The organism is Aestuariispira ectoiniformans (assembly GCF_025136295.1).
In the GTDB taxonomy this organism is placed as follows: Bacteria; Pseudomonadota; Alphaproteobacteria; order UBA8366; family Aestuariispiraceae; genus Aestuariispira_A; species Aestuariispira_A ectoiniformans.
Window position 1 is genome coordinate 3381109 of sequence record NZ_CP062788.1, and the last position, 25004, is coordinate 3406112.

A 25004-nucleotide genomic window follows, 5' to 3' on the forward strand; every position below is an offset into this window, starting at 1 on the left:
CCATTGGAAGAATTGGCACTTTGGCACATTCAAACTAACGGGGGGAGAATGAGTAGGTGTAGCGACCTGAAGTCAGCGAGAGAGGACAGAAGCGCGGCACCACTTTTCAAAAACAACATGACAGACAACGAACAGAACAACGATTTCACCTTTATCTCCGAGAACGACCGCAATTATTTCATAGAGCTTTTCCTGAAAGGTTGTGGCATGGGCCAGGCCTGGAATGGTGAGGGCCGTGCGCCGGTCATCCGGAAACGAACATCCCCAACCCGGATCATCATCTGGCCTTCGACGCAGAAAATGGCCGACTATCGGGATTTTCTACAGGAATTTCTGGCGGAACTGACCTGGATCTACAATGAGTTGAGCCTCGACCCACAATTGGTCCACGAAGGAGACTGGGACTATGGTCTGATGCCCTATGCCTCTATCGAGGAAAATGCGGCATGCGCCAACTTCCTTACCGAGGATCATCACCTGACCGCTATCGATATTCAACAACAAGGCCTGCGCAGCGGGCGCATGTCCTTGAAGGATACGGGCATGACCATCAGCTCCACGGCTCCGAACGACAGAGGAATCGCGCAGACGCTGTCCCTGCTGCCACTGGCTGGATCACGGGAAGAATTGAAGTTCTGCCTGACCCGGCAGATTTTCCAAACCCTCGGGCTTAACGACTTCACGGATGGAAATGCCCACGGCTACTCCACCTTCCTGGACCGCGAACAGGGGCGGATCGAAGGCACAGAGACCGACCTGAACCTGCTCAAAACCCTCTACCACCCCGCCCTCAAGCCGGGCATGGACGAGGCACAGGTCCGCGCGGTTCTGAATGATATCCTGACGGTTGCGGGATAGAGGCCTCCGACAGGAAAACCAACCCGCACTTGTTGATCTCTCCCAACCCGCCACCAACTGACGATCCTATTCGGTCGCGCTCCACCGCAGAGCGTGATATGATTAGCCTTCTAATCACCTTAGACGACAGTATGGGATCGATGCGCGCCAGGGCTGGCCGCATGAGGACTATCTTTGACAGCGCGGTCGTTGCGACAATCAGGGGAGATCAGCCATGCCGGAGGAAGAACAGGACCCTTTCGACCCCTATGTGCAGGAATTGCAGGGGCAGGAAGAAGCCATTGAGCTGAAAATCGAAATCATCAAGGAAATCGCCAAGGATGTCGGCCTGACCGACCTGGCAAAGGAAATCCTGCAGGACGTGCCGGACCGCTTTGCCGACCTGCAGGAACTGATCCTGGAGAAGAAGGCCGAAGACCTCGACCAGGAGATGAAGGACCTGGGGGAGCTGATCGAGCATCCCGAAAACTTCACCCCGCCCCCGCCGCAACCGCCCGTCGGGCCCCAGCCGCCCTGGTGGCCGCCCTTCTGGCCCTGGCCGCCGGTCTGGCCGCCCGCAGGCGGCGGTTCCAGCAGTTCATCCTCCTCCTCATCGGGTGCCGTCAGCGGCGACGACCAGACGCCGCCCAATGCGGCCACCGTCACACTCGGCGTGCAGGACCGCGACTTCATCGTCGCCCGCTCCAAGACCAAGGTCTGGGTCTGGCATCCGCTTGACCTGAAATGGGTGGCGGAACTGGACGCCGGAGGCGAGACCGTGGAAATGGCCCAGGTCGACGGCTCAGTCGCCGTGCGGACCGCCGACGCGCTCTGGCTGTTCGACCCGCTGCATTATCGCTGGATGGGCCCGCTGCAAGCCCCGGTGGAGGAAGTCACCTCCTACACCCTGGCCGTCCCCGCCCCGGTGCAGAAGGAGTGAGGTGGGTGGGAGTGGGAAGCTTGAGCGGTTAATGTGTTAGCGAGACTTGAAACCCGCCCCTCAAAGGGCGGATTCTTGACCTTAGATCGCATTTTCAACACGAGTTATTCGCTTTTACTGAAACTCAAAAAATCTCTTATGCTACCCTTGGAAGAATTTATAATTGTTTCTCTCATAATATGGAGTCCGGCGTGAAGACAACTACTCTAAGCGATGAAGAATACAAAGCTCTCACCGATAGAGATGAAAGTCATTTTTTCGACGTTAAAGAATCATCCATTAAAGGCCGAGGTATCCAAAAGATTGCAGTCGCCTTCTCTAACGCCGATGGTGGTGAGCTTATTGTTGGTATTCGTGATAAAGAAAACGGGCAAACGCCAGAGGATCGTTGGGAAGGCATAGCTGAAATTGAAAAGCTAAATGGGCATCTACAGGCACTGTTTAATGTCAAGCCTTCGCTAGATTTGCGTTATGAGTTTCTAAAGAGGAGTAGTACACCAGGGTATGCATTGCGGGTACTTATTGAAAAGGGTTCCGAAGTAGCGGCAACTTCAGACGAAAACATTTACTTGCGTCAAGGAGCCCAGTCATTGCCCGTCAAGGATCCGGAAAGAATAAGTCAATTGAGTTTCGCTAAGGGGGCAATGTCCTATGAGGACGCACTCCTGACCGCCACCCCAACAGAACAAGTAATTGAGACCGATGAGATTTCCACCTTTCTCGCGGATCACTCTCCTCATACAGATCCCTTGGAATTTGCGATCAACCAAAACCTTTTAGATTATAAGACTTGGCAGCCTAGAACAGTTTGCGCATTGTTGTTTCACCCAAACCCTAGCGTTGTAGTACCCAAAAAATGCGCCATAAAAATATCTAGGTACCAAACCAAAGAAGAAGACCCAGAGCGGGACCATCTCGCCGAGCAAATTACAGTAGAGGGCCCAAGTTACCGCGCAATTAATGAAGCAGTTCGTAAAACAGTAGACATTATGTCTGCTGTAGAGGTTTGGACACCAGACGGACTAAAAAGTCTTAATTACCCGCCAGAAGCCATCTGGGAAACCATAGTGAATGCTGTGATTCACCGTGACTACTCAATATCCGACGATTGCCATATTCTCATATTTGATAACCGAATTGAAATCCTAAGCCCCGGCAAGCTTCCTGGTTATGTTAATGTCGACAACATTCTAGAAGCCCGTTTTTCCCGGAACCCCAAGCTCGTTAGGACATTGAATCGGTATAAAAATCCACCTAATAAGGATTTGGGGGAAGGCCTGAATACCACTTTCCAAAAGATGAAAGAGTTTGGGCTTAAAGCACCCATTATTGAAGAGCAAGGAAACTACCTAAAGGTTACATTACCTCATTCGCCTTTGGCCGCTCCTACTGCCGCCATAATTCAGTTCCTACAGTCCAATGACCAAATAACAAACCGACAAGCCCGAGATATCACGGGAATAAAATCTGAGAACCTCGTCAAAATTGAATTCTATAAACTGCGGGACGAAGGCTACATCGAAAGAGTACCTGGGCTCGCTGGACCGAAATCAGCTTGGCGCCTTACGGAGGCTGGCAAATCGTACTCGTCAAACAACAGCATTGAAAGCTAGCCATAGCCCTTGGGCGATGCGCACGTGGCCCGCCAACTTAGCCGACTTATATAGCCTCCGCTTTATTGGAATTCCATCGGAAGCACCATTGCCCTCATAGATGCCCGGATCAAGTCCGGGCATGACGATGGGGTGTGAATGGCCAATTGACACCCCGCCCCCTTCACCCTTAATGTCCCTATGCGCATGGGCGATGGCGTCGCCCGGTTAGTCGCGATTTTCATCACATGATGATCACCGTCCTGTACGCCCGGATGAACCGCCGGGCGGTCATCGCCCGTCCGGCCAGACGTGGAGACGATGATGTCTAACGAAATCAAACGCCCGGATACATTCACCTGCCACAACGGCGACAAAGCCCCCCTGCCCTTCAGCCAGGGTGAATATGACCGCCGCCTGGCGGGCCTGCGCCGGATCATGGCGGAGCGTGATATTCCCGCCGTGCTGCTGACATCCATGCATAACATCGCCTATTATTCGGGCTTCCTCTATTGCAGTTTCGGCCGTCCCTATGCCTGTGTGGTGACGCAGGACAAATGCACCACCGTCAGCGCCAATATCGACGGTGGACAGCCCTGGCGGCGCTCCCATGGCGACAATGTGATCTATACCGACTGGCAGCGGGACAATTACTGGCGCGCCGTGCGTGACCTGATCGGCGGGGCCACGCGCCTCGGCATCGAGGGGGATCACCTGACGGTCAGTGCCTGCAACACGCTGGAAGACATGCTGGACATGCCGGAGCTTGTGAATATCGCCCCGGACACCATGGCCCAGCGCATGTTGAAATCGGACGAGGAACTGGCCCTGATCCGCGAGGGCGCGCGCATCGCCGATATCGGCGGGGAAGCCATTCATGCCGCCATCCGCGAGGGCGCCCGGGAAATCGACGTGGCAATCGCCGGGCGCGATGCGATGGAGCTGGAAATCGCGCGCAGCCATCCCGACAGCGAGCTGCGCGATACCTGGGTCTGGTTCCAGGCAGGGCTGAACACCGACGGCGCGCATAACCCCGTCACCACACGGGAGCTCAAACAGGGCGATATCCTGAGCCTCAACTGCTTCCCGATGATCTCCGCCTATTACACCGCGCTGGAACGCACCCTGTTCCTGGGCCAGCCGGACGCGGAGAGCCTACGCCTGTGGGAGGCCAATGTGGCCGCGCATGAACTGGGCCTGTCGCTGATCAAGCCGGGGATATCCTGTGCGGAAATCTGTGAGGAGCTGAACCGTTTCTTCGCCGAACTGAACCTGTTGCAGTATCGCAGCTTCGGCTATGGCCACAGTTTCGGCATCCTCAGCCATTACTATGGCCGCGAGGCGGGGCTGGAACTGCGCGAGGATATCGACACGGTCCTTGAGGCAGGCATGGTGGTTTCCATGGAACCCATGCTCTGGGTCCCCGAAGGCACGACCGGCGCCGGCGGCTATCGTGAGCATGACATCCTGATCGTGGGGGCGGACAGCGCCGAGAACATCACCAAATTCCCCTATGGACCGGGGCATAATATTATTTAACGGCAACGCCTTATCCGTCGCCCCCGCCATCGCGGGGGGTGGCGGTCTTCAGGTCGGCATAGACTGGTCAGAAAATCTCGCGTTGAAGCATATCCAGCTCGCCGCTGACGCGCAGCTTCGCCAAGGCATCGCGCAGTTTCCGGATCAGCTTGTCGCTGGTGTCCAGGTTACAGGCCATGCTGACGCGGACCTTGCGCAGGCGGTAGACTTCCCGGATGGCGTCCGCCTGCCCGGCCTTTTTGGCGATATAATGGCCGATCACCCGGCCCGACGGCCAGACGTCGATCCGCCCCGCCAACAGCTTTTTCAGGTTCTGCTCTTCGGAGCGGGCCGCGTCGATATTCACCCCCTGCTCTCTCAGATAGCTGGTGATGGCATCCCCCACATAGCCGCCCACATTCAGGCTTTTCAGGTCCGCCAAATCGACGATGGTCATCGGCTGATCCTTGCGGGTGAAGAGGACCCAGTCATTTTCCAGGATCGGCCCGATCCAGCGAAACTCGTCCGTCCGGTCCGGCGTTTCGGCGGTTGAATAGAGGCAGGTATTGGCGGTGCGCCGGGTTTCCAGATAGGCGCGCTTCCACGGCAAAAGCGTCAGGCTGTGGTCGATCTTCGCCACATCCAGAATGCGGCGCACGATATCCGTCGACAGGCCCGCAACCTCGCCATCTTCGGTTGGATAGTTAAAGGGCGGATAATTTTCGGTCAGGATGCGCAAAAACTCCGCTTGGGCGGATGGCCCCCACAGAACCGGTATACTGACAGCCGCGGTGACCACGACCGACCGCAGCACTTTCAGTACTTTACCTCTACCCAAGCCTTTCAACGCATGCCTTCTCTTTCCCCCCGAGAAGCCAGCAGCCATCTACCAATCCGGCAGATATATCACTAGGTTATATAAATTCATAACCGCTGTCTAATACTATGCCTGCGACGACAATCAGAGCGCGGGGCCAAGTTTCAGCTTGCTGCCATCGGTAAAGCGGGAAAAGCGGAACCGGCTGAGATTATAGCCACTGTCCCGTCCCTGTATCATATCCGCCAGCACCTTGCCCGCGCCGGGGCCGATGCCGAAACCATGGCCGCTGAACCCCGTTCCGATAAACAGGCCCTCGATGCCCGGCGCCTTGTCCATCACCGGCACCACATCGGGCATGGCGTCGATCATCCCGGCCCAGGTCTCGGCGATATCCACATCCGCCAGGGCAGGCAGACGTTCCGCCAGCCGCTTTTTCAGCGCCGCAATCATCGCCGGACTGGCCTGCGGGTTCAGGACGCGGGTTTCCTCAAACGGTGTTTTCTCCGTGCCCGACCAGCGGCGGTTGCCCATCCAGAACGGGGTCTCACTGCCCGCCAGACGCAGTTTCATGCCGCCGAAGCTTTCTTTCATCACCGGCATGAAGTCGAAGAAATAGCGGAAGCTGTCAGCACTGATGAAATGCTCCTGGGTATCGCCCAGCGCCACGGTATACCCCCCGTCCAGACGCGGCCGGAAGGACAGGTTGCTCGCCGAGGCATTCCCGTCAAAGATTTTGCCCGCCGCCGTCGTCCGCGCCACGCAGGATTTCACCGCCAGTTGCGGCAGGGAAATCCCCAGGTTCCGCAGGAACAGCGACGACCACGCCCCGCCTGCGCAAAGCACCGCCTGGCATTGAACCGGACCGTCTTCGGTCACCACGGCAGACACCGCCCCGTTGGTGGTTTCCACCACGCGGGCCGCACAGTTTTCACGGACTGTTACCCCTGATTTCTGCGCCAAACGCGCCAGTGCCGGCACGGCGAGACTGGGTTCCGCCCGGCCATCGCTGGGCGTCACAAGCGCCCCGGCGAATTGGCCCGGCTTGCCGCTATCCAGTCGCTTGTCAAGTTCCGCACCGGAAATGATATGGCTGTCCAACTGGTGCTGTTTGGCAATTGCTACCCAGGCCTCATGGTCCGCCAGCGCCTTTTCATCGTCGGCCAGATAATAGATGCCCCGCTGGGTAAAGCCGATATCCTCGCCGACGCGCTGCGCCAGATCCTGCCACAGGGTGAGACTTTCCATCATGATCGGCAGTTCGTCTTCGTCGCGGCCCTGCTGGCGAATCCAGCCCCAGTTGCGGCTGGACTGTTCACCGGCAATGCGGCCCTTCTCGCATAACAAGACCGATTGCCCGCGTTCCGCCAGATACAGCGCGGTCGATACACCGATCACGCCACCGCCGATAACCACGACGTCAACGGCCTGCGGCAGGTGATCCTGAAACCGGATCGGCGATTTGTCACTGATGGTAAGCATCTTGTCCCCTGAGCCACCTTATTTTTATGCAGCGGGGACGTTACACGGGCCTATATGCACGTACAATTGAGAAAACGGAATAATTCCAGACCAAAAAGTCATAACGTCATTGCCGGTCCAGCAACACTTTCGGGATGGTCAGCATATCCCAGGCAAGGGACAGGACAACGCCCATCAACACGACACCCCCGGTCAATCCCCAGCCCAGATTCACCATCAGGAGGCCAAGCAGACAGGCAATCAATTGGCAGGCCCCGTAAATCGGCCTGCGCAGATAGAAATTATGGATTCCGAACGCCCCCACCAGAACCAGCAATCCATAGGCAATTGCCAGGGTCCAGGGTGAAGAGGCCCACGCCCGCCTGGACCGGCGGGGCCTGGGTTCGAAAATCCGATGATCGTCACTTTCGCTCATGCCCCTTGTCTACCACCGGGCGCATCCCGTGAAAATCAAAGATACATCAGATTGTATATCCATTTTCTTTGCATCTTTAACGATAAAATTCTATATTTGATTTTGTTAGGCGAGATTTTGGGTTGATCACTAAACCCCTTCCTCACAGCCCATATTCCCCTACCCTGCCTTAGTTGACCGAGGCAGGCAAATGAGCGCACTGCCCCGGACTTTTCAAAGGTCCGGGGCCTTTTCTGTGCCTTGCCCTGATTGACAAACCGCCTTCCGACAGGCCACAAGACCGCCTGATAGTATGCGCAATGCATCAACACAGTCGCACGCGGGAACATGAATGCAGGTCGGATGGCTGAAACAAACCGCTGATGCCAGTGGGATCATCGTGATCTTCGGGGGCTGGGCCGTCGGGTCCGGCGTCTTCTCGCATCTCCAAGGCGATCAGGACCTGCTGTTTGTTGACGATTACCGCACTCTGGACAGCGACCTGCCCGACCTGTCTGCCTACAGCCAACGCACCGCAGTCGCCTGGTCGTTCGGCGTTGCCGCCTTTGCGCATTGGCTGGCCGGTCGGCCCGATATTTTCAACCGCAAAGTCGCCATCACGGGCAGCCTGTCCCCGGTGGACCGGCGGATGGGCATTCCACCGGTCGTGTTCGAACGAACCGTCAAAGGCCTCACGGAAGAAAGCTATCAGGGCTTCCTTGCCCTTTGTTTTGGTGAGGCACAGCCCCGCCAGGACATCGACGTCGATGCACGCCGGGCGGAACTGGAGGCCGTGCGTGATCGAGGCTCCGCCCCCGATACACAATTCGACCGCATCTGGATCAGCCGCAATGACCGTATCTTCCCCGCGGCAAATCTGACACGAAGCTGGGAAGCACAGGCAGACCGTGTCCTGACGGTTGACGCCCCACATGTGCCCTTTCCCCTGTGGCATCACTGGAATGAAGTCCTGGGTGTATCGTGACTGACAGCAAAATGAACAGCTTCAGCAAGGTGCAACAGAGCTTCCGGCGCAGTCTGGGCAATTACCATCAAAATGCCCTGATACAGCAAGGCATCGCCGTAGAGCTTGTCGCCCTGTTGGCGGCGGCACCCCCCCAACGGCTGTTCAACCGCGTCTTCGAGTTCGGTGCGGGAACCGGCTTCCTGACGCAAAGCCTGCTCAAGACTTTCACGATCAAGGCGTTGACCCTGAACGATATCGTTTCAGAATCCCGGGATCGCCTGCTTGCCGGCGCGGCTGACCAGGTGAAAAGCCTGAATTTTATCGAAGGCGCGATAGAAACATGCGAGTTGCCCTCAAATCAGGACCTGATCGCCTCTGCCTCCGTCGTGCAATGGATTGGCGATCATCACGCCTTGCTAGCACGCCTGACCCAACAGCTTAACGCAGGCGGCTGGCTGGCCATGAGCGGCTTCGGCCATGACCACTTCCACGAACTGCGCGCCCTGGGGTCAGAGGCCGCCGCCCCCGGATATCGCGACGCAGATGAATGGGAAGGCCTGCTGCCCGACGGTCTTGAGCTGGTCCACGCCCATCAGGACCGGCATGTCCTCTATTTTGACACGGCGCTGGACCTGCTCAGGCATCTCCGCGATACCGGCGTAAACGCCCTTGCCAACCAGTCCTGGAGCCGCCGTCGCCTGACACAATTCGAAGCAGATTATCGCAGCCGGTTTTGCGTAGACGGCAAACTGACACTAACCTATTGTCCTGTCTGGGTAATCGCCAGAAAGCAATAAAGGAACCAGCCTTGGCCCTGACCGTCAAAGACCTGCGCCATCCGTTTCTGGGCCCAGTGTCACTGACGCTGGACAAGGGCGACTGCCTTGCCATCATGGGGCCCTCCGGGGCAGGCAAGTCTCTTCTGCTGCGCGCCATCGCCGATCTCGACCCCTGTGACGGCAGCATCCTGCTTGATAACCGCGATTGGCGCGGCATGACCGGCCCGACATGGCGCCGACTGGTTGCCTATCTTCCGGCGGAACCCGGCTGGTGGGAGGATACGGTCGGAGACCATTTCCCGGATCGCGAAAAAGCTGCAGATATGGCAGAACATTTGCTGCTGCCCCGCGAAATCATGGACTGGACCATTGCCCGACTGTCCACCGGAGAACGCCAACGCCTCGCCCTGATCCGCAGCCTCCTGAATAAGCCGTCGGTTCTGCTACTGGACGAGCCGACCGCCGCTTTGGACCGGACCGCGCGGGATGCCGTTGAGGATCTGTTACAGGACCAAATGGCAACCGGGACTTCCATCCTTCTCGTCACTCATGACCCGGAACAGGCCGACAGGCTCGCCCGGTGTTGCCTGCGCATGGCAAAAGGCCGCCTGCAGGGCGATGAGGAGAAGGCCGATGGCTGACTATATCCAGCTCAGCTATGTCGATCTGGGCCTTGCCTCTCTTCTGGTATTGTTGAATGCGGCCTTGTCGCTGGTGTTGCAATTGCGGCTGGAACGCCGGTTGCTGATCGCCGCGGCGCGCATGGTGGTACAGCTCTTTCTCGTCGGGCTTGTCCTGAAAACCCTTTTCACTCTGGTTTCGCCCTGGCTGACCGCGCTGGCAATGCTAGCCATGGGCCTGTTCGCCGGACGCGAGATCATGGCCCGGCAGGAAAGACGGCTGCGTGGCTGGTGGGGCTATGGCCTGGGGACGCTGACCATGATTACCGCCGGTATGCTGATCACCATACTGGCGCTGACAACGCAGATCGGCGCCGACCCCTGGTATAATCCGCGCTTCGCAATCCCGCTTTTCGGCATGGTGCTGGGCAATTGCATGACCGGCATCAGCCTGGGCCTGCATAACCTGACGACCCAGGTGGTGCGGGAAAAGCCAGCGATCGAGGCACAACTGATCCTGGGGGCCAGCCGCTGGCAGGCCTTGCGCCCCTTCACCCGACAGGCGCTCAGCAGCGGCTTCATGCCGATCATCAATTCCATGGCCGCCACCGGGCTTGTTGCCCTCCCCGGCATGATGACCGGCCAGATTCTCGCCGGAGTCCCGCCGACAGAAGCCGTCAAATACCAGCTTCTGATCATGTTCCTTATCGGCGGTTCCACAGGCATCGGCGTCTTGATGGCCGTCCATGGAGCCGTCTGGCGCCTGACCGACACACGCGACCGGCTACGCCTGGACCGGTTACAGGAGAAGAAATAAGGGCGAAGTTTCCTCCGCCCTTTTCATCAGCCTTCCGTTGTGACAGGGAAACCATGCGACTTTGCCCGCCAGATCGTCAGCAGAACCGGCAGCAAAAGAACGAGGGCCGCCCAGGGAAAGCTGGCGGCACCCTGGCTTTCCAGTAGAAGGCCGCCGACAAGACCGCCAGCCGCAGTTGCCATATTCCAGACGGTCACCATCATCGACTGGGCCACATCCGCCGCTTCGCCTGCCGCTTTGGCGCAGGCTGTCTGGAACAGGGTCGGCACGCCGCCAAACGCCAGCCCCCACAGGGCGATCGCCGCAAAGACCAGGATGGCCGCATCGCCCCACAGCCCCAACGCCAGCATAGCCAATCCAAAGAACATCACACTTGCCAACACCAACTGACGAAGCCAGCGGTCAATGACCAGGCCGGTGATCCAGGTGCCGCCAATGGACGTAATGCCAAAGGTCAACAGGACCAGATCCACCTGATCCGCCAGTCCCGCCCGTGCAACGAAGGGGGCGATATAGGTGTAAAGGCTCATATGGGCCAACACAAAGGCCACCGTCACAAAAAGGACGGAGCGGATGCCCGGCATCATGAAAACCCGGATGAGAGAGCGCCGTTGTCCCGCCGCCTGTCCGGGAAAATCCGGAACGGTCGCCAGGACCCAACCAATAAGGATCACGGTGAAGAGGCTCATAATACCAAAGGCGGCACGCCAACCGACAATTCCGCCCAAGAAAGTGCCTGCCGGAATGCCCAGGGCAAGCGCCAGGGGCACGCCAATCATCGCCACGGCGATGGCCCGTCCCTGCAAATGCGGCGCGACCATACGCGTGGCATAGCCCGCCATCAATGACCAGAACAATCCTGCAAAAACACCTGCAAAGAAGCGGGCCACCAGGATCAGGTTATAGTCATCCGAAACAGCCGTAACTGTATTCACAATCGCAAAACCGCAAATGGCAGTCAGCAACAGCGGTCGCCGCCGCATACGATTGGTCGCCATCGTTAGCGGTATCGCAGCAGCGACGATCCCAATGGCAAACACCGTCACCATCTGCCCGGCCATGGCCTCGGTCACAGCAAGGCCGGCACTGATCTGGGGCAACAGGCCTGCCGGCATTGCCTCTGTCAGGACGGTAAGAAAACAGGTCATGGCCAGGGCCAACAAGCCCGCCATAGGCAGTCTGTTTGACGGTGACGCCGCCGCCAAAGTCTCTTCAGTTGTCGATGTCATGAATTTCCCCATCTGATGCGTTGGATTTCTGCAAATTTCGGCCGAACCCTGTCCGGCATCCATCTGTCCGCGAAGATGGGGAGACGAAAGACTATTGATAATTGGGCCTTAATTCCAAATATATCGGACAAAATAGTCCGCAATTGGAGATTACTCATGGATAATCTGGGCGCATTGCAGGTCTTTGTCCGGGCAGCCGACAGCCGAAGCTTCACCCGTGCCGGGCAGCAATTGGGGATATCGTCTTCCGCCGTCGGCAAGGCCATCGCAAGACTGGAGGAACGGCTTCAAGTAAGGCTTTTCCATCGGTCCACCCGTTCCATCACACTCACCGAGGAAGGGGGCATTTTTCTGGAACGATGCCGCCGTATTTTCTGTGAAGTGGAAGCCGCTGAATTGGAACTGGCACAGCTTCAGGAGACCCCGCGCGGCAAGCTGCGGATCAGCCTGCCCTATGCGAGCATGAGGCTGACCATGCCCCTTATCGCCTTCATGCAGCGATACCCGGACATAGAACTCGACCTGGATTTCAACGATCAGATGGTCGATGTCATCGAAGATGGATTCGATGCAGTGATCCGCGGGGCGGATATCAACGATTCCCGCCTTATGGCCCGCAAACTGGGCGATGTCCGGCTCCAGATCATGGCAGCCCCGGATTATCTGGCGGCAAGAGGAACCCCCAAGACACCTGAGGACCTTCTCGACCACAACTGCCTGCTTCACCGCTTTGCCGGGACCGGCCATCTGGAACCCTGGCCACTGGTCCGGGATTCCCAGCCAATAGACCTTCCCCTACCGAAATCAGCCATATCCAACACCATTGAACCGCTGGTCCATATGACCAGCGCAGGTCTCGGCATTGCCAGCCTGCCGGATTTCGCCATCAAGTCACACCTGCAGGACGGACGTCTGGTGCCGGTCCTGGAAGACTTCACGGAATATTCCCGCCCGGTCTACCTTCTTTGGCCGTCCAGCCGATACCTGTCTCCAAAGCTGCGGGTTTTCATCGACTTCATGGCCAACAGGCTTTTTGCTGATTAAAGAGCCGTATTTGACGGCATCAGGGAAATCAGCGCACAGAAGAAAACCGACAGTCCCGACGGACTGCCGGTTCGCATATCAGGCCTTCGGTGCAACCTGGGTCGAGGCCATCTGCAGGCTTTGCAGTTGCAATTCCTCTGCCAGCAGGTCCTGTGCATATCCGATGAATTCCTGGATATGCGGCGTCTCGAAATGGGCATCGAGCGCAGCCTTGGACTGCCAATTCTCATAGACAACCCAAATGTCACCATTATCCGTCGTGCGATGCACATCATAGCTGATGCAGCCCGGCTCCGCCCGTGTGGGTTCAACCACCGCCAGCAAACGTTGCCCCAGTTCAGCCCCCATCCCTTCTTTCGCTTTCAACGTTGCGATCGTCGTCAGTTTGTCACTCATATCACAGTCCTGTTCAGGATTTACAGTTGCAGCCGTATTACGCACTACGCGTATATCCGCGCAGTCGGATGTTGATATCGCCTTGATCAAAAAGAAGAAATCAAAAAATTCCCTCAAACATGCCTTCCGGCTTTCCGAAATATATGCAACTTTTTTGTTGCCTTTACAAAAAGCAACAATTATGTTGCATATATCAGGAGATATGGAGGCACTGATGGAAAACCAGATTGAGAAGACAATCCGACTGAAGGCACCGATGTCACGGGTCTGGCGGGCTTTGACCGATCACCGGGAATTCAGTGAATGGTTCAAAATGAACCTGAACGCCCCCTTCGTCGCCGGGAGCGAAACCATTGGCCATGTAAACTGTGGGGCGGCAGAGAATTTGGAAGTGCGCATCAAGGTCGTGAAGATGGAACCGGAGACGCTTTTCTCCTATACATGGCACCCCTATGCGATCGATCCGGACCGTGATTATTCGGCGGAAGAACCGACCCATGTCACGTTCCGCCTGGCCGGTCATGGAGGGGAAACAGAACTGACCGTCACAGAAACCGGCTTCCCCAACCTGCCGGCTGACCGCCGGTTGGAAGCCTTCCGCATGAATACTGAAGGTTGGACAGTACAGGTGGACAATATCAAACGCTATGTTGAAGCCAGAATTGACGCATAATTCCCTGAAACAGGACCACCTGGCGGGAATTTTCTCCGCCTTGGGCGATCCGACGCGACTGGGGCTTGTCGCAAGCCTGCTGAAAGAAGACGAGCAGACTTTGTCCAGCCTTGCCGACACGTCCCCCCTCACCCGCCAGGGCCTGACCCGGCATCTCCAGGTCCTGGAGGATGCCGGGGTGGTGGAAAGCACCCGTGTCGGCCGGGAGCGGCTCTTCCGGCTGTCACCAGAGCCCTTCCGGGATATGCAGGACTATCTCGCACAGGTGTCCCAGCGTTGGGACGAGGCTTTGCTGCGCCTGCAATCCTTTGTCGAAGAGTAAGACGGCTGAAGGCAAATCTTTCCGGCAAAATGATCGAAAGATTTGCCTTCACGCCGGACTGGCCTATGCTCGACCGCTCCAGGTCTTTGCATAAAGACCACCCGCGCAATACGGAGAGTCACACAGCCGGTATGAGTTTATTGTTCGAGGAACTTGACTACCGCCACACCCCCATCGGTTTAATCAGCTTGCGCCGTCGTCGCGAGTTGTCTCTGGATGTCGATGTTTTTGAAATCAAGCTGGGTGATGAATTCCTGATGTCCAGCCTGTTTACCGCCTCGGAGATCGCGCTGGCGAAACTGGGCATGGATGCCTGTTCCGGTGATGATCTCGATGTGGTCGTCGGCGGGCTGGGCCTTGGCTATACCGCGCAGGCCGTATTGGAAAGCAAGCGGGTCCGATCACTGGCGGTTGTTGAATATCTCGATGCCGTGATCCACTGGCATGAAAGCGGTCTGCTGCCCGTCGGGCCCTCGCTGACGGGTGACAAACGGTGCCGCTTTGTCGAAGGGGATTTCTTTGCCCTGTCGGCAAGTGACGATGGCTATGACCCTGATCAGGCCGGACGCCGGTTCGACGCGGTCCTGCTGGATATAGACCATTCACCGGATGCGTTGCTGGATGATCGCAGCAGCAGCTTCTATCGGCTCGACGGCTTGCGCAGCCTGTCCCGCCATCTAAAACCCGGCGGCATTTTCGGCCTTTGGTCCAACGATGCCCCCGATCCGAGTTTTACCGAGCGGTTGGAAAAGGTTTTCGACAAGGCCTGGGCGGAACCCGTCACCTTCCACAATCCTCTGCAGAACCGGGACTTCACCCAGACGGTCTATCTGGGCCGCACGACCGGTTAGGGCCGCCCCGGCTGACAAAAAAAGAAAAAGGCGGGATTACCCCCCGCCTCAGACTGCTGACAAAGGTCAGGCGTCAAAAAATCAAGCAAGATTCCCTGAACGTTCCAGAGTCAAAGGGTGAACAAACAGGAATCAAATGCCCAATTTCCACCATGAGAAAACCCCCTGCTCAAAAAACAGGGGGTTTTTCATCAATCTGAGGCGGGATTACCCCCGCCTTTTTGACTGCCTTAGGGCCCGGCATTAACGCGCCAACGGCAGGCCTTCCTTGTCCTTGAAGCTGCCGACAGCAATCAGGACGAAATCGATAATGGTCCAGATGCCAAGACCACCAAGGGTGATCAGCATCAGAATGCCCGTGCCGATTTTACCGACATAGAAACGGTGGATTCCCAGGCTTCCCAGGAAGAAGCACAGCAGGAGAGCGGGTACGAAACCCTTTTCGCTAACTTGAGTCGATGCAGCAGCGTCAGTCATAACAAATTTCCTTATATGTATTTTCTTGGGTTCAGGGGCTCGTCACACGCTGGCCCGGGTAGGTCACCAGCAGCCCATTTCCATCCCGGTACTGGCCGATAAGCAGCAAGATGGTAATCCAGAGGGTATGGATGATGTCTATCGCGAAGATGATGCCGCCAATCAGGACGAAACTCCCCTGTCCTGCGCCGACACCATAGATATAAAGCACAAAGGCCACGAGGGTCATTCCCAGGTCCACGAGTCCGTGCAGGTAACGGCCCAGATAGAAATGATGAATACCCAATACACCGAAGATGCCTGACAGGCATACGGCAACGCCATAGCTCTTTTCGGATACGCGAACGGATGTCTCCACGTAATCCCCCTTTTTTTAACTTGCATACCAACCTCGCCTGATTTTCCAGAATCGCCCAACGCTGGCAAGCTTTTTTGACGGCAATTCAGATGGCAAAAATGTGACATCCTGCCGTCGTGCCTTGCATTTTCATGCTGCCATAACCATCAATGCCCTCGCATAAACGCCAGGTTATGCAGCACATCCCTGCGCCCCGATACATTAGCCTTGATAGATATTTCGTCCTGCGCCATAAATTCCTACGGATGGGTCTACATTGGGGGTAGAAATGGCCAGCGATAAAGTTCTGGAAATATTGCAATATGTATTGAAAGCGGGTAGCGGCGCGGAATTCCACACAATCATGGATAAAATCAGCGTGCCCCTTCATCGCCAATCCGGCATGGACGTCGTCGCCTATGGCCAGTCACAGCATAATCCCGATGCCTATTTCCTGATGCGCGCCTTTGACGATATGGATCACCTGGAACACGCCCAGGCGGATTTTTACGCCAGCGAGGCCTGGCGCTATGGCCCGCGCAACGAGATCGTCCCGCGCATTTCCACAAGCGTGAAGACGGTGATCCCACTACCGGCATCAACCATCGACACGCTGCGGCGCAACGGCGGCACCCCGGACTAGCCCGGCGATTTACCCCTGGGCCTCGCGTTAGTCGAAATCCAGGCCCAGGTCGAAATTGGGCGCGCTGTGGGTCAGGCGGCCGATGGAAATCATATCGACGCCTGCCTCCGCAATGGTGCGCACTGTTTCCATGGAAACAGAACCCGACGCCTCAACCAGCGCCCTGCCGTCGATCTGCGCGACACCTTCCGCCAGTTCCTCCGGCATCATATTGTCCAGCATGATCACATCTGGCTGATGGGCCAGCGCTTCCGGAATATCCTCCAGACGGTCCAGTTCCACCTCGATCTTGACCATATGCCCCACGGCTTCCCGCGCGGCATCCAGGGCCTGGCCGATGCCGCCACAGGCCGCGATATGGTTATCCTTGATGAGCACCGCGTCATAAAGTCCAAACCGATGGTTCGCCCCGCCGCCGCAGCGCACCGCATATTTCTCCAATACGCGCAGCCCCGGCGTCGTCTTACGGGTACAGCAGATCTTGGCTCTCGTGCCCTTCACCGCCTCTGTATAGGCGGCGGTCAATGTCGCAATCCCGCAGAGATGACCCAGGAAGTTCAGCATCACCCGTTCCGCAATCAGGATGGAACGCGCATCTCCGCTGACCGTCAGCAGGCTCTCCCCCGCCTTGATCGGATCGCCATCCACCGCATGCAGCATCACCCGGAGATCGCTATCAACCTCCCGCAGGCAGGCCAGCGCCACCGGCACGCCTGCGACCATGCCATCCTCACGCGCCCGCAGGTGGGCCGTCGCCTGGGTGCCTTCCGGGATTGTCGACATGGTTGTGATGTCACCCGCATCACCCAGGTCCTCTGCATAGGCCGCGCGGATCAGGGGAAGCACTTTTGCCATGGGCAATTCAGACATGGGCCAGGGTCCTTTCCAGGGGGGCGGCCTTCAGCTCCTCGCCCCGATAATTTCGAATGGCGTCCAGCGACAGGAAGCGCCGCCGCTCTTGCGCGAGGTCGGTCGCGGGATAGTCGCTGCGGTAATGCCCGCCGCGGCTTTCGCGGCGCACGGCGGCTGCGACCAATACGGCCTGCGCCGCCAGTTTCATATTCCGTTCCGCCTCGCTCAGCGGCTGCCAATAGTGAAGCATGTCCAGCGCCTTCTCCAAGCCATAGGCATCGCGAACAAGACTTGCATGAGTATACATCATTTGACGCAACCAGGCAGGTACCGTGGGTGCAGTCGCATCCCCGGCCGACAGGTCAACCTTCCCGCCTGTCACGGGCACGGGGCCCAGCACGGCCCTGATATCCTCCGCCACAATGGGGCCGTAGACCGCCGCCTCCAGAAGGGAATTACTGGCAAGGCGGTTCGCGCCATGCAAACCGGTACAGGCAACCTCGCCAACGGCCCAAAGGCCGGGCAGGCTGCTGCGTCCATGACCATCCACGGCAACACCACCCATATGATAATGAGCAGCCGGGGCAACGGGAATCGGCTGTATCCGCGGATCAATGCCCTGCTCCATCGCCAGACGGAAAACGGTCGGGAACTGATCAGGGAAAGCCTCACCGACGGCCTGCGTCGCGTCCAGACAGACACGCCCCGTCTGTTTGACTGCCTCAAAGACCGCACGGGCAACCACGTCGCGCGGCGCGAGCTCCGCCAGCGGATGAATATCCGGCATAAATCGATGCCCATTTCCATCCACCAAAATCGCCCCCTTGCCGCGCAGGGCCTCGGTTGCCAGCGGATTGGGTGAGAGATGGGGCAAATCGAAGGCGGTCGGGTGGAATTGTACGAATTCCATATCCACTGCCGTGGCTCCTGCACGCAGCGCCATGCCGATACCGCTGCCACAAACACCCTGCGGGTTGGTGGTACGGTCGAACAATTGGCCCAGACCGCCTGTCGCCAGCACCACCGCCAATGCCTTGATCAATACCGGATGACCGTCTGCAGCAAGCTGGACCCCTGTCACACGACCGTCCTGGGTAGACAGGCGTTCCGCCAGCACGGGCGACAGGACCTGTATATGATCCGCCGCCTCTATCTTTTCCCACAAGGCGCGCATGATGCCCGCCCCACTGGCATCGCCGTCACAATGCAGGATACGGTCAACACTATGGGCCGCCTCACGCCCCAACGTCATCTTGCCACCTCTGTTGTCAAACTTGACACCAAGGTTTTCAAGTAACGCAATCCGGGCTGGCCCTTCGCGGGTGACGGTTTCCACTGCCGCCAACACATTCAGCCCCGACGAGGCCTGCAATGTATCCTGTGCATGCAGTGCCGGACTGTCCTCCGCCCCGACTGCCGCGGCAACACCGCCTTGGGCCAAGTGGCTGCAGCCCTCGCCAGCCCCCACCAACAGCACCGGCAGCGGCGCCAGCTTCAGCGCCGTCATGACGCCTGCCAGTCCTGTCCCTACAATCACAACACCGGGAAAATCTATGGTCTTGGGCCGTTCCGCCATGGGAGGCCTCCATCCGTTACCGCGTTATTTAACCGCGAGCATACGATCCACCGCCCCGCGGGCTTTTTCCGCCAGCGCCGGGTCCACATCCACCTCATGCACACCATCGCGCAGGGTGGTCAGGATTTTCGCCAGCGTGATGCGCTTCATATGCGGGCAGACAGTGCAGGGTTTGACGAAATCCACCTCCGGGTTTTCGGCAGCCACATTGTCACTCATGGAACATTCGGTCACCATGAAGACCTTGTCCGGATGGTGATCGCGCACGTAATTTGCCATTTGCGCTGTGGAACCGGAGAAGTCCGCAACATCGACCACTTCCGGCGTACATTCCGGATGGGCGATCACAACCACACCCGGGTTCTGATCACGGAAATCCTGAACCTGTTCGGGGGTGAACTGCTCATGCACCTCGCAACGGCCCTTCTCCCAGGTGATCACTTCCACGCCGGTCTGTTTGGCGATATTTGCCGCCAGATATTTATCCGGCAGCATGATGACCCGGTCCGTGCCCAGGCTCTCGATCACCTCCACCGCATTGCCGGAAGTACAGCAGATATCGGAAACCGCCTTCACCTCAGCGGTCGTATTCACATAGGTCACAACGGGCACGCCCGGATATTGCGCCTTCAGCGCCAGAACATCGTCCGCCGTGATGCTTTCTGCCAGAGAACAACCCGCCTTGGGATCGGGGATCAGCACGCGTTTTGCCGGGTTCAGGATCTTGGCGGTTTCCGCCATGAAATGCACACCGCAAAGCACGATGGTATCGGCCTCTGCCTCGACCGCATCGCGGGCCAGTTTCAAACTGTCGCCCACCACATCGGCGACGCAGTGATAAATCTCCGGCGTCTGGTAGTTATGCGCCAGGATGACTGCATTTTTCTCTTTTTTGAGGCGATTGATCTCGTCGATCAGGGGAGCAAAATAGACCCAATCCAGCTCATCAATCTGGTTTTTCACCTTGTCGAAAAGCGGCGCAGTGCGCGCCTTGACCTCATCGGTAAAGGGCAAAACCAGATCATCGGTGGTGACGGTTTGTTCGACAGCGGCCATGACAGCCCCCTTTCGTCGCTATTTATAATCAAATCGAGTATTAATTTACTCATTAATAAATAATATGAGTATAATTTAAGTCAAGAAAAAATGGCCCGGGAATGAGCCATATTCCGCACAAGACAAAGCACCTGACCTCGAAGCTATGCCTCCTTGGCGGCCTTCACCTTTTGCGGCGCTAACAACGCGCGATAGCTGCTGGGCCGCAGGCCATAGGTCAACTGCCCCCAGGCGCCCTTGCCCATGTCATGGGACACCCCCAGAGGGATGGTGCAGGGCCCCGGCATGTAAAAGGTGCCGAAGGCACGGTCGAAGAGAGAGAAGATCGAGGCGTAGTTCGTATTATAGGCGCGCGGGTCTTTGGCGTGATGCCAGCGATGCATGACCGGCGAGACGAGAATCCGGCCCAAGACCGGCCCATAGGTCCAAGGGAGATCCGCATGAACGAAATAGCCGTAGTAATGGCGCACAAGGTTATTGGCGATCACCACCTCTGGCGGAAAGCCCAGCAAAAGCAGCATCCCGGTATCGATCACATAGGTCGACAGGCGATTGACCGGATGAAAACGCTCCAACGTCAGCCAGGTAACGGCCGTATCAGAGTGATGAACCGCATGAAAAGGCCAAAGCAGCTTGCTATGTTCCAGGCGATGCCGCCAGTAACAGACGAAATCGGCAAAGAATATGGCGATAACGACCGTCACACCGAAGGGCAGCCGCTGCCAAAATTCCGGTTCCAGAAGCTGCAGGCCTGCCCCGACAAACAGGGCATTCATCTGCACGGCGATCACCGCCACCAAGGGGGTGATGAAAACGATGTTGAACAGCATCAGCCACAGCGTCGTGCGCGTTTCCGGGATCGCGCGGCTGATATCCGCCAGCGCCTGCTTGCGTTTTACCGCCAGGGCCAGCAACAGGAAGAAGACTGCTGGCAAAACCAACGCCAGCGACGCATCCCCAAGCACAGCAAGGGATTTGGTTACGACATCGACAAACCAAGCGAACAAAACGGCCTCTCCTGATCAAAAGCGACCTCAGCATTAACAGGAAAGCGTTAACAATCTGCAAATACCCGCCCAACGCCGCACGCCCCCTGCATAGCCTGCAAATTTTTGACGGAAATCAAAGCGATCCAGATTGCCCGACAAGTAAGAATGACTTTCAGTATCAGTATTAGATCGAGGATCACGCCACCATGCCTCCCCTGCCCCGCACAGCGTCGTTGTCTTTACAACAGGCGAAACCTGGTGAGACCTATCTTATCCATCAAATATCCGGTGATAATCATGCGGCCCTGGAATTAACGGTGCTGGGCCTGCCGGTCGGACGGGAATGCCGGTTGATGCGTCGCCTGCCCGGCGGCGGTGTGGTGGTCGCCCGCGACAATCTTCGTATCGCACTTGGCCCGGACCTGGCGGAGACTATCGCCGTCCTCCCGCTGGAGCCAGCCCTATGACAAACCTCACCATTGCGCTCGCAGGCAACCCCAACTGCGGCAAGACCACACTGTTCAATGCACTGACCGGACGACGGCAGAAGGTCGGCAACTGGCCCGGCGTCACCGTGGAAAAACACTGGGGGCAACGAGCAGACGCGAATGGTGTGGTCACAGTCGTCGATCTGCCGGGACTTTATTCCCTCAATCAGGCAACCGGGGCCGATGCACTTGATGTTAAGGTCACCCGCGATTTCCTGGCCTCCAATGAATTCGATATCCTGGTCAATGTTGTCGATGCCAGCAATCTGGAACGTAACCTGCTGTTGACGGCAGAACTTCTGGATCAGGGGGTGCCGATGATGATCGCACTCACGAAAATGGATCTGGTTGCGCGCCGGGGCATGGAAATCGACCTGTCTGCACTCCCCAGGAAGAGCGGCTGCCCCATTATCGCCCTGTCAGCCCTGAAGAACCCCGATGTGACGCCATTGGTCACCAAAGCGCGCCGCATGGCAAAGCCAATACCGGATACATCCTCTCAGCCCGCAAAGGCAAAAGGCGGGGCACAGCAGACGGAAGCGCACCTGAAATTCGCCCGGGACGCGGCTGACGCAGCCATTAAAACCCCGGCCAATCCGGCCCCCTCCTGGTCGGACCGGCTGGACAGCATTGCGCTGCATCGGATTTTTGGTCCAATAGTCTTTCTCGGCCTCATCTATCTGATGTTCCTCATGACCATAAACCTGGGCGGGGCCTTCATCGATTTCTTCGACCAGGCGGCGGCAGCAATTTTTGTTGATGGGCTGGGCACCCTCATCACCGCATTGGGCCTGCCGGACTGGCTGCGCGTGATCCTCGCTGATGGCATAGGCGGCGGCATCCAGGTGGTCGCAACCTTTATCCCGATCATCGGCCTGCTTTACCTGTTTTTGGCCTTTCTGGAGGATTCCGGCTATATGGCACGTGCCGCCTGTCTGATGGACCGGGCCATGCGCAGGATAGGCCTGCCGGGCAAGGCATTCGTGCCACTGATCATCGGCTTTGGCTGTAACGTACCGTCGATCATGGCAACCCGAACTCTGGAAAGGCAGCGGGAGCGGGTCATGACCGCCATGATGGCGCCTTTCATGTCCTGCAGCGCGCGACTGGCGGTTTACGCCCTGTTCGTGGCGGCCTTTTTTCCGACCGGCGGCCAGAATATGGTTTTCGCGCTTTATCTGACCGGCATTGCCATGGCCATCCTGACCGGCCTGTTGCTGAAAAAGACTTTGCTGCCGGGTGAAAGCGCCCCCCTGGCCCTCGAACTGCCCCCCTACAACCTGCCACACCCGAAAGGCCTGATGATCAGCGCCTGGACGCGGCTACGCGGCTTTGTCATGGGGGCGGGCAAAATCATCGTGATCGTTGTAGCAATCCTGACAGTGACTAACTCCCTGGGCCGGGACGGCACCTTCGGCCATCAGGATAGCGAAAGCTCCGTTCTGTCCGCTGTGGGGCAGATCATCACACCTCTACTTCACCCGTTGGGCATCGAACAGGAAAACTGGCCCGCCGCTGTCGGCGTCTTCACCGGTGTTTTCGCCAAGGAATCGGTGGTCGGCACATTGGATGCGCTTTACGCCGGGATGGCGGACAATCCCGCAGAAGCCGTTGCAACCGCCCCGTTCGACCTGGGCAACTCCCTTCTGGCAGCCTTGCAGACTATTCCTGAAAATCTGCAAGCCCTCGCCACACAGTTTCTGGACCCCTTGGGCGTAAGCATTGCTACGACGGGCCAGGATGGAATCTCGGCAGAACTGGCGCTGAGTGATGGAACACTGGGCGCGATGGCCGCCCGGTTTGACGGACAGGCAGGCGCCTTTGCCTATCTGTTGTTTATCCTGCTCTACACACCCTGTGTTGCGGCCCTGGGTGCAATCAACCGGGAGTTGGGCGGACGCTGGACCGGCTTTGCGATCTTCTGGACCACCGGCACGGCCTTTGCCGTCAGCACGGCCTTTTACCAACTGGCGCGCTTTGGTCACCACCCGCTGGAATCGGGCCTATGGTTCGCCGGTATCGGCGCGGCACTGGCCGCCTGTTATGTCGCACTACGCAGGATTGGCCAGAACAGTTCACTGGATAACCTGATCACACCAGCCCCCGCCCCAAAACGCAGCAGCGCCTGCGGCAGTTGCACGAAATGCAGTTAACGGGGACCGGGGATCAATAGCCGTGTTTTACGCCGGGGCGCAGACGCTCGCGCAGGACTTCCCGCCGGAAACGGTAGAGTTTGGCCGGACGACCGCGCCCTTCGGCGAAAATTTCACCGGTTTCCTCCACCAGGCCCTGCGCTTCGATCAGGCGTCGGAAATTCTGTTTATGCAGGCGTTTGCCAGCCAGCGCCTCGACGCAACGCTGAAGCTGCAACAGTGTGAATTTTTCCGGTAGAAGCTCGAAGACCACGGGGCGGAATTTAACCTTGCCGCGCAAACGCCCCATGGCGGTCGCCAGGATGCGGCGATGGTCATAAGCCATCACCTTGCCGGGCACCAAGGCCAGATTGGAGGGGATTGCCTCACCCCGGTCGCGCCAGGCTTCCTCAACGAGCCCCGCCTCATATAGCAGTTCATAGCGATCCAGTGCCCGGTCACTGTCCCAGACATCGCTGGCGAGACCAAAGACCTCATCCATACGATGCTGACGCTTGGCCTTGCCATCTGCTGTCGAGGCAGCATCCACCCAACCGGTAAGGGCTGGAAGGATCTGCGCCCTTAACATCGGCGGCTCACCGGCGCGCCAGTCCTCCCAGGGCAGGTAATCATACCAGCTTTCCCAGGTTGCATTGCCTGCCACCTGCCCCGCAGCCCGGGTCAGCGCCAGATAGCAGACCGAAATCACGCGGCCGCCATCCGTAAAGGCGGATTGATGCCGATCCCGGTCGCCAAAGGTGTAAAGCTGTTCCACATAGCCAAGAGGCTGTTTCGCCACCTCCTGCACCCAGGCCCGCAGGCCCTCTTCCAGGGTCCGGTGACGTTCCGTATCCAACGGCCCGAAGGGCAAACCCACAGTCGGTTCAGTCGCGATATCAGTGAATTGACGCACGGTCATCACGCAGGGCGTCTCCGCCACCAGCGCCACAACCACCACATTCAATCCGACGATAACCTGTTGGCTCACAACCCGTTCCACAGAAAAAGAAAACCCGCCTTCACTATGGGAAGGCAGGTCACGGTGTCAAGCTAGCGGCATGCCGATAACCAAATTGGCGAATACATGCTCCAAAAAGACAATCACCTTTGGCTCATTGTCTTGCTCAGTTGCAACACAAAGAAAACTAATATATTTATAGTTGCATATAAAACCAC

General features: G+C 57.8%; 27 protein-coding genes. 15 read left to right on the plus strand and 12 right to left on the minus strand.

The annotated features are described in order from the left end of the window. The first annotated feature begins 117 nt into the window (after positions 1–117). From IF205_RS15845 to IF205_RS15860, 4 genes are all read left to right on the plus strand, one after another. Complete coding sequence (locus IF205_RS15845) at positions 118–858, plus strand: DUF2927 domain-containing protein (RefSeq protein WP_259780329.1); 741 nt, start codon at positions 118–120, stop codon at positions 856–858. A gap of 214 nt (positions 859–1072) precedes the next feature. Further along, positions 1073–1777, plus strand: a complete 705-nt coding sequence (locus IF205_RS15850; protein ID WP_259780330.1) for a hypothetical protein — start codon at positions 1073–1075, stop codon at positions 1775–1777. 191 nt (positions 1778–1968) lie between these two features. Then, a complete protein-coding gene (locus IF205_RS15855; protein ID WP_259780331.1) occupies positions 1969–3390 on the plus strand; it encodes an RNA/DNA-binding domain-containing protein in 1422 nt (473 codons plus the stop codon). A gap of 300 nt (positions 3391–3690) precedes the next feature. After that, the gene (locus IF205_RS15860; RefSeq protein ID WP_259780332.1) at positions 3691–4908 is read left to right on the plus strand and encodes an aminopeptidase P family protein; all 1218 of its coding nucleotides are present in this window, start codon (positions 3691–3693) and stop codon (positions 4906–4908) included. Between the two features lie 67 nt (positions 4909–4975). On the opposite strand, the gene IF205_RS15865 is transcribed toward IF205_RS15860, so the two are convergent. The 3 genes from IF205_RS15865 to IF205_RS15875 form a co-directional block, all read right to left on the minus strand. Beyond that, positions 4976–5725 (minus strand): substrate-binding periplasmic protein, encoded by a 750-nt coding sequence (locus IF205_RS15865; RefSeq protein ID WP_259780333.1) that lies wholly within the window; start codon positions 5723–5725, stop codon positions 4976–4978. Positions 5726–5848: 123 nt separating this feature from the next. After that, positions 5849–7186, minus strand: a complete 1338-nt coding sequence (locus IF205_RS15870; RefSeq protein WP_259780334.1) for an NAD(P)/FAD-dependent oxidoreductase — start codon at positions 7184–7186, stop codon at positions 5849–5851. A 106-nt stretch (positions 7187–7292) separates the two neighbouring features. After that, a complete protein-coding gene (locus IF205_RS15875) occupies positions 7293–7601 on the minus strand; it encodes an NINE protein (RefSeq protein ID WP_259780335.1) in 309 nt (102 codons plus the stop codon). 331 nt (positions 7602–7932) lie between these two features. Here IF205_RS15875 and IF205_RS15880 point away from each other — a divergent pair, with 331 nt between their 5' ends. The 4 genes from IF205_RS15880 to IF205_RS15895 are packed head-to-tail and all read left to right on the plus strand — an operon-like array spanning position 7933 to position 10763. Next, positions 7933–8565, plus strand: a complete 633-nt coding sequence (locus IF205_RS15880; protein WP_259780336.1) for a pimeloyl-ACP methyl esterase BioG family protein — start codon at positions 7933–7935, stop codon at positions 8563–8565. Further along, positions 8562–9344 (plus strand): malonyl-ACP O-methyltransferase BioC, encoded by a 783-nt coding sequence (bioC, locus tag IF205_RS15885; RefSeq protein WP_259780337.1) that lies wholly within the window; start codon positions 8562–8564, stop codon positions 9342–9344. Before IF205_RS15880 ends, bioC begins: the two co-directional genes overlap by 4 nt. An 11-nt stretch (positions 9345–9355) precedes the next feature. Next, positions 9356–9967, plus strand: coding sequence for an ABC transporter ATP-binding protein (locus IF205_RS15890; RefSeq protein WP_259780338.1), 612 nt, complete (start codon positions 9356–9358; stop codon positions 9965–9967). After that, positions 9960–10763: an ABC transporter permease gene (locus IF205_RS15895; protein WP_259780339.1), complete on the plus strand. Its 804-nt coding sequence runs from the start codon at positions 9960–9962 to the stop codon at positions 10761–10763. The genes IF205_RS15890 and IF205_RS15895 overlap by 8 nt, the downstream gene beginning before the upstream one ends. A 26-nt stretch (positions 10764–10789) precedes the next feature. On the opposite strand, the gene IF205_RS15900 is transcribed toward IF205_RS15895, so the two are convergent. Next, a complete protein-coding gene (locus IF205_RS15900) occupies positions 10790–11992 on the minus strand; it encodes an MFS transporter (RefSeq protein ID WP_259780340.1) in 1203 nt (400 codons plus the stop codon). Positions 11993–12148: 156 nt separating this feature from the next. On the opposite strand from IF205_RS15900, the gene IF205_RS15905 reads away from it, so the two are divergent. Next, positions 12149–13036, plus strand: coding sequence for a LysR family transcriptional regulator (locus IF205_RS15905; protein WP_259780341.1), 888 nt, complete (start codon positions 12149–12151; stop codon positions 13034–13036). A gap of 78 nt (positions 13037–13114) precedes the next feature. Here IF205_RS15905 and IF205_RS15910 read toward each other — a convergent pair whose 3' ends face one another. Then, positions 13115–13432 carry a putative quinol monooxygenase gene (locus IF205_RS15910; protein WP_259780342.1) on the minus strand — a complete coding sequence of 106 codons (318 nt, stop codon included), beginning with the start codon at positions 13430–13432 and terminating at the stop codon, positions 13115–13117. Between the two features lie 214 nt (positions 13433–13646). On the opposite strand from IF205_RS15910, the gene IF205_RS15915 reads away from it, so the two are divergent. The 3 genes from IF205_RS15915 to IF205_RS15925 all read left to right on the plus strand — a co-directional run bounded on the left by IF205_RS15915 (position 13647) and on the right by IF205_RS15925 (position 15278). Further along, a complete protein-coding gene (locus IF205_RS15915) occupies positions 13647–14105 on the plus strand; it encodes an SRPBCC family protein (protein ID WP_259780343.1) in 459 nt (152 codons plus the stop codon). After that, the gene (locus IF205_RS15920) at positions 14095–14427 is read left to right on the plus strand and encodes an ArsR/SmtB family transcription factor (RefSeq protein ID WP_259780344.1); all 333 of its coding nucleotides are present in this window, start codon (positions 14095–14097) and stop codon (positions 14425–14427) included. The genes IF205_RS15915 and IF205_RS15920 overlap by 11 nt, the downstream gene beginning before the upstream one ends. Before the next feature lie 131 nt (positions 14428–14558). Further along, positions 14559–15278 (plus strand): polyamine aminopropyltransferase, encoded by a 720-nt coding sequence (locus IF205_RS15925; protein ID WP_259780345.1) that lies wholly within the window; start codon positions 14559–14561, stop codon positions 15276–15278. A 243-nt stretch (positions 15279–15521) separates the two neighbouring features. Here IF205_RS15925 and IF205_RS15930 read toward each other — a convergent pair whose 3' ends face one another. Both IF205_RS15930 and IF205_RS15935 read right to left on the minus strand, forming a co-directional pair. Next, entirely contained in the window at positions 15522–15755 is a 234-nt protein-coding gene (locus IF205_RS15930) for a TM2 domain-containing protein (RefSeq protein WP_259780346.1), read from the minus strand. Positions 15756–15786: 31 nt separating this feature from the next. Next, complete coding sequence (locus tag IF205_RS15935) at positions 15787–16113, minus strand: TM2 domain-containing protein (RefSeq protein ID WP_259780347.1); 327 nt, start codon at positions 16111–16113, stop codon at positions 15787–15789. A 268-nt stretch (positions 16114–16381) separates the two neighbouring features. Here IF205_RS15935 and IF205_RS15940 point away from each other — a divergent pair, with 268 nt between their 5' ends. Further along, positions 16382–16735, plus strand: coding sequence for a hypothetical protein (locus tag IF205_RS15940; RefSeq protein WP_259780348.1), 354 nt, complete (start codon positions 16382–16384; stop codon positions 16733–16735). Positions 16736–16762: 27 nt separating this feature from the next. On the opposite strand, the gene nadC is transcribed toward IF205_RS15940, so the two are convergent. The 4 genes from nadC to IF205_RS15960 form a co-directional block, all read right to left on the minus strand. Next, positions 16763–17605 carry a carboxylating nicotinate-nucleotide diphosphorylase gene (gene nadC / locus IF205_RS15945; RefSeq protein WP_259780349.1) on the minus strand — a complete coding sequence of 281 codons (843 nt, stop codon included), beginning with the start codon at positions 17603–17605 and terminating at the stop codon, positions 16763–16765. After that, positions 17598–19163, minus strand: a complete 1566-nt coding sequence (locus tag IF205_RS15950; protein WP_259780350.1) for an L-aspartate oxidase — start codon at positions 19161–19163, stop codon at positions 17598–17600. Before IF205_RS15950 ends, nadC begins: the two co-directional genes overlap by 8 nt. A 24-nt stretch (positions 19164–19187) precedes the next feature. Then, a complete protein-coding gene (nadA, locus tag IF205_RS15955) occupies positions 19188–20219 on the minus strand; it encodes a quinolinate synthase NadA (protein WP_259780351.1) in 1032 nt (343 codons plus the stop codon). Between the two features lie 143 nt (positions 20220–20362). Continuing rightward, positions 20363–21226, minus strand: coding sequence for a sterol desaturase family protein (locus IF205_RS15960; RefSeq protein WP_259780352.1), 864 nt, complete (start codon positions 21224–21226; stop codon positions 20363–20365). Positions 21227–21414: 188 nt separating this feature from the next. Between IF205_RS15960 and IF205_RS15965 the strand changes: the two genes are divergently transcribed. Together IF205_RS15965 and feoB are read left to right on the plus strand one after the other, a co-directional pair. Further along, complete coding sequence (locus tag IF205_RS15965) at positions 21415–21675, plus strand: FeoA family protein (RefSeq protein ID WP_259780353.1); 261 nt, start codon at positions 21415–21417, stop codon at positions 21673–21675. Next, positions 21672–23849 carry a ferrous iron transport protein B gene (gene feoB / locus IF205_RS15970; RefSeq protein WP_259780354.1) on the plus strand — a complete coding sequence of 726 codons (2178 nt, stop codon included), beginning with the start codon at positions 21672–21674 and terminating at the stop codon, positions 23847–23849. The genes IF205_RS15965 and feoB overlap by 4 nt, the downstream gene beginning before the upstream one ends. A gap of 13 nt (positions 23850–23862) precedes the next feature. Here feoB and IF205_RS15975 read toward each other — a convergent pair whose 3' ends face one another. Then, positions 23863–24816: an NUDIX hydrolase gene (locus tag IF205_RS15975; RefSeq protein ID WP_259780355.1), complete on the minus strand. Its 954-nt coding sequence runs from the start codon at positions 24814–24816 to the stop codon at positions 23863–23865. Between the last annotated feature and the right edge of the window lie 188 nt (positions 24817–25004).

Bases quoted from the DNA above. Each gene is read 5' to 3' on its own strand.
- IF205_RS15845 (WP_259780329.1), top strand. From the start codon at position 118: ATGACAGACAACGAACAGAACAACGATTTCACCTTTATCTCCGAGAAC.
- IF205_RS15850 (WP_259780330.1), top strand. From the start codon at position 1,073: ATGCCGGAGGAAGAACAGGACCCTTTCGACCCCTATGTGCAGGAATTG.
- IF205_RS15860 (WP_259780332.1), top strand. From the start codon at position 3,691: ATGATGTCTAACGAAATCAAACGCCCGGATACATTCACCTGCCACAAC.
- IF205_RS15870 (WP_259780334.1), bottom strand. From the start codon at position 7,186: ATGCTTACCATCAGTGACAAATCGCCGATCCGGTTTCAGGATCACCTG.
- IF205_RS15875 (WP_259780335.1), bottom strand. From the start codon at position 7,601: ATGAGCGAAAGTGACGATCATCGGATTTTCGAACCCAGGCCCCGCCGG.
- IF205_RS15880 (WP_259780336.1), top strand. From the start codon at position 7,933: ATGCAGGTCGGATGGCTGAAACAAACCGCTGATGCCAGTGGGATCATC.
- IF205_RS15895 (WP_259780339.1), top strand. From the start codon at position 9,960: ATGGCTGACTATATCCAGCTCAGCTATGTCGATCTGGGCCTTGCCTCT.
- IF205_RS15900 (WP_259780340.1), bottom strand. From the start codon at position 11,992: ATGACATCGACAACTGAAGAGACTTTGGCGGCGGCGTCACCGTCAAAC.
- IF205_RS15905 (WP_259780341.1), top strand. From the start codon at position 12,149: ATGGATAATCTGGGCGCATTGCAGGTCTTTGTCCGGGCAGCCGACAGC.
- IF205_RS15910 (WP_259780342.1), bottom strand. From the start codon at position 13,432: ATGAGTGACAAACTGACGACGATCGCAACGTTGAAAGCGAAAGAAGGG.
- IF205_RS15915 (WP_259780343.1), top strand. From the start codon at position 13,647: ATGGAAAACCAGATTGAGAAGACAATCCGACTGAAGGCACCGATGTCA.
- IF205_RS15925 (WP_259780345.1), top strand. From the start codon at position 14,559: ATGAGTTTATTGTTCGAGGAACTTGACTACCGCCACACCCCCATCGGT.
- IF205_RS15930 (WP_259780346.1), bottom strand. From the start codon at position 15,755: ATGACTGACGCTGCTGCATCGACTCAAGTTAGCGAAAAGGGTTTCGTA.
- IF205_RS15940 (WP_259780348.1), top strand. From the start codon at position 16,382: ATGGCCAGCGATAAAGTTCTGGAAATATTGCAATATGTATTGAAAGCG.
- nadC (WP_259780349.1), bottom strand. From the start codon at position 17,605: ATGTCTGAATTGCCCATGGCAAAAGTGCTTCCCCTGATCCGCGCGGCC.
- IF205_RS15950 (WP_259780350.1), bottom strand. From the start codon at position 19,163: ATGGCGGAACGGCCCAAGACCATAGATTTTCCCGGTGTTGTGATTGTA.
- nadA (WP_259780351.1), bottom strand. From the start codon at position 20,219: ATGGCCGCTGTCGAACAAACCGTCACCACCGATGATCTGGTTTTGCCC.
- IF205_RS15965 (WP_259780353.1), top strand. From the start codon at position 21,415: ATGCCTCCCCTGCCCCGCACAGCGTCGTTGTCTTTACAACAGGCGAAA.
- feoB (WP_259780354.1), top strand. From the start codon at position 21,672: ATGACAAACCTCACCATTGCGCTCGCAGGCAACCCCAACTGCGGCAAG.